At 62.6% G+C, this 2,816-nt stretch carries 5 protein-coding genes; all 5 read left to right on the top strand.

Going from position 1 to position 2,816, the window contains the following annotated elements; genetic code table 11:
- On the top strand, positions 1–265 hold a 265-nt coding region (locus JWR89_RS05090; protein WP_299712546.1), incomplete at its 5' end, for a helix-turn-helix transcriptional regulator.
- Positions 266–582: 317 nt separating this feature from the next.
- On the top strand, positions 583–924 hold the full coding sequence (locus JWR89_RS05085; RefSeq protein WP_299712544.1) for a hypothetical protein: 342 nt from the start codon (positions 583–585) through the stop codon (positions 922–924).
- 51 nt (positions 925–975) lie between these two features.
- A complete protein-coding gene (locus JWR89_RS05080; RefSeq protein ID WP_299712540.1) occupies positions 976–1,530 on the top strand; it encodes a hypothetical protein in 555 nt (184 codons plus the stop codon).
- Between the two features lie 54 nt (positions 1,531–1,584).
- On the top strand, positions 1,585–2,364 hold the full coding sequence (locus JWR89_RS05075; RefSeq protein ID WP_299712537.1) for a metallophosphoesterase: 780 nt from the start codon (positions 1,585–1,587) through the stop codon (positions 2,362–2,364).
- 29 nt (positions 2,365–2,393) lie between these two features.
- Positions 2,394–2,816, top strand: a 423-nt coding sequence (locus JWR89_RS05070; RefSeq protein ID WP_299712534.1) for a hypothetical protein, incomplete at its 3' end; no start/stop codon positions are given.

Below are 2,816 nucleotides of genomic sequence, written 5' to 3'. Positions count from 1 at the left end.
AACGGAGCGCGTGCGGTGGTTGATTCCGGGCATGGTCGCAAGGAAAAGAAAACCGGCGAAGAAGGCATTAGCCGAGAATCTGCTGCGTCTGCGCGGCGAGCAGGGCCTTTCCCAACGTGGTCTGGCGGCCGCGGCGAGCGTTCGCCAATCCCTCGTCAGCGCCATAGAGCTCGAAACGGCGAATCCTACGCTCTCCTCGATCGAGAGCATCGCGGACGCCCTCGGCGTCGTGGCCGGAGAACTGCTTCTCCCTTTCTCGGACTGAGAAGCGCCCCATCGCGAAATGTCGTCCGCGCCGCGACGGCCGCAGGGACGCGGTCGCCGTCGACGTTCTTATTGAAAAGGCACGGACACGCCGATTGCCGGGCAATCAGACCTTCCGGATCGCGATCCGAGAAAGACATGCACGGGTGTGGATGCTCATATAAGAACTTGTGCGGAATTGAGTTGACACGGTATAACGTATCAAGTAGAACCGGTATCGTCAGCAACCAACGTAGTAACGAGCGTTCCGATGATCGACGAAGATTCCAAGATGGTCAGCATCCTCCGAGACAGCAACCATTTCATGGAGTCATTCCCTTGCGCCGTACTCTCGCGACCTTCCCCCGCAAAATACTGAAGCCCGACACGTCTTCCGCCGCCCGCTCGCCCGAGCAGGCCGCTCCCCGCGAGTCGTTCACGACGACCTCGTCCGAAATGGCCGCCTCCCTGGCGCTCCGCCCGGTCGATATCAGCTATCGCCTGGAACTGGAGCCGTCCAGGCGGGCCGATGGAAACGCCTCCTCCACGGAGCAGGCCTTTACCCGCCCCACGATGCCCGTTCCACTGACTTCCGCCACCGATGCGCAATTCAAACGCGTGCACATCGAGTTCGGTGCCGCGCACGGTCTGCGCCGCCACGGACGCGCGCGCCACGCCTAGCTTCTGCCGGCGTGAATCTAAATCTCCCTCGCGATATCAAAAAGGTGACGAATGACCGACCGCAAGGCGGCGCCGGATTGGCGCGACCATATGATTAGCAGACATCCGACGCTTTTCGGCGGCCCGTCGGACTACCGGTCCGGTCGCCCGGAGACCGGTGATGGCTGGCGCGACCTTTTGGAAACGGCCGTCGAACGGCTCGCCTATGCGATGCAAGCTGCACCCAACGCGACGTTGCGGATCGACCAGGTCAAGACGAAATTCGGCACGTTGAGGTTTTATGCAAGTGGCACTTTTGCGGCCGACCCGGATGCCCGGTGCGCCGTCGAACTGGCGATCGATCTCGCGGAAGCGCGCTCGGCGACCACGTGCGAGTCGTGCGGCGACGAGGGTCGGCTCTACGAGAGTATCGGCGGTTGGCTCGCGACCGCCTGCCCCTTGCACGCCGACGGCACGGCCGTCCCGCTCAGGCCCGAACGCGCCGGCCTCGTGATCAGGCGCCGGTACATCGACAACAAGCTCGAGCTCGTCTCCTGCCGGCGCTATGTCCGCTCGACCGACAGCTTCGTCGACGTCGATCCCGCCGAGGTAGGCATCGAAGAGTAGACGGCTCCTCCGACCGACGAACCGATTCCGACGAACCAACGACGAGGACCAACGATGCGAATTCTTCCTCTATCCGACCTTCATCTCGAGTTGACCTCCGCAGGCTGGGACCTGCCGGATTTGCCGCCGTTCGACGTCATGGTGATGGCGGGAGACTTGATTCCTGACATGACCGCGGGCGTCGAATGGTTGGCGGAGCGGGTCGGCGACAGCCATGCCGTCTTCATTGCCGGGAATCACGAACACTACGGCTGCCGAAATCTCGACGAGAACGTCGAGTACGCCCGCGCGGCTGCCAAGGGGACTCGCGTCCACGTGCTTTCGGACGAACGCGTCGACCTTCTCGGTTGCACCTTCATCGGCTCAACTCTCTGGACGGACTTCAATCTCCTCGGAAATCAGGACGCCGCGATGACCGTCGCGGGCGACTACATGAGCGATTACCGTCAGATCGTCACCGAGGGGCGACTGCTTCAGCCGTCCGATACCCTGGAACGGCACCTCGCGTCGCGTCGGTTCATCGCCGACGAAGCGGCGAGCGCCAAACGCGAAGGCCGCAAAGTGGTGGTGACCACCCACCATGGCGTCCATCAAGCCGCAGTGCGTCCCGGCATGCGGGGCAAGATGATCTCAGCCGCATATTCGAATGCAATGGACGCTTTCGTGAGCGAGTGCGGCGCCGACCTCTGGGTCTACGGTCACACGCACATTTCCGACGATCGAATGCTAGGTCGCACGCGGGTGATCAACAACGGAAAAGGTTATGGCCCCTCGAAGACGAGGGCCCGTCACGACAACGAATCCTTTGATCCGATCCTCATCATCGAAATCTAGTTCGCAATCCGCCAGCAGCGAGGCCGCCAATGTCGTTCCATGCCCCGATCCATTCTCATCCGTTTTCATCCATCAAATGCGCCACGCCGATCCCCACCGCGGATCCGCTTGTCCGTTCCGCGCTGATATGGGCCGCTCTCGACGGCTCCATCACGACCATTTCCGTCGAAACGATCACGCGCACGGAGCCGCCCTGGTCGACAGAATGCGTCTTGTTCGAGACCGCGGACGCCGTCCTCGTACTGGACGTCCTGCGTTCCGTCGGCACTACGGAATCGCGCGATCGCGACGAGGCAGCCTGGCGAGCCTTCGGGTGGACGGCGCTGACCTTGCTTCCGGGCGAGATCGAGCGCGAAGCCCGCTTCCTGAACGCCGCCAGCATCTGGCCGCACCGCCGCACGCCGATTTCGGATCTCCAGCGTTTCCAGATCCTTGACCGGCTTCGCGAGGAC

Source organism: Tardiphaga sp. (assembly GCF_028290785.1).
Taxonomy (GTDB): domain Bacteria; phylum Pseudomonadota; class Alphaproteobacteria; order Rhizobiales; family Xanthobacteraceae; genus Tardiphaga.
This window is presented reverse-complemented; position numbering and strand designations above follow the sequence as displayed.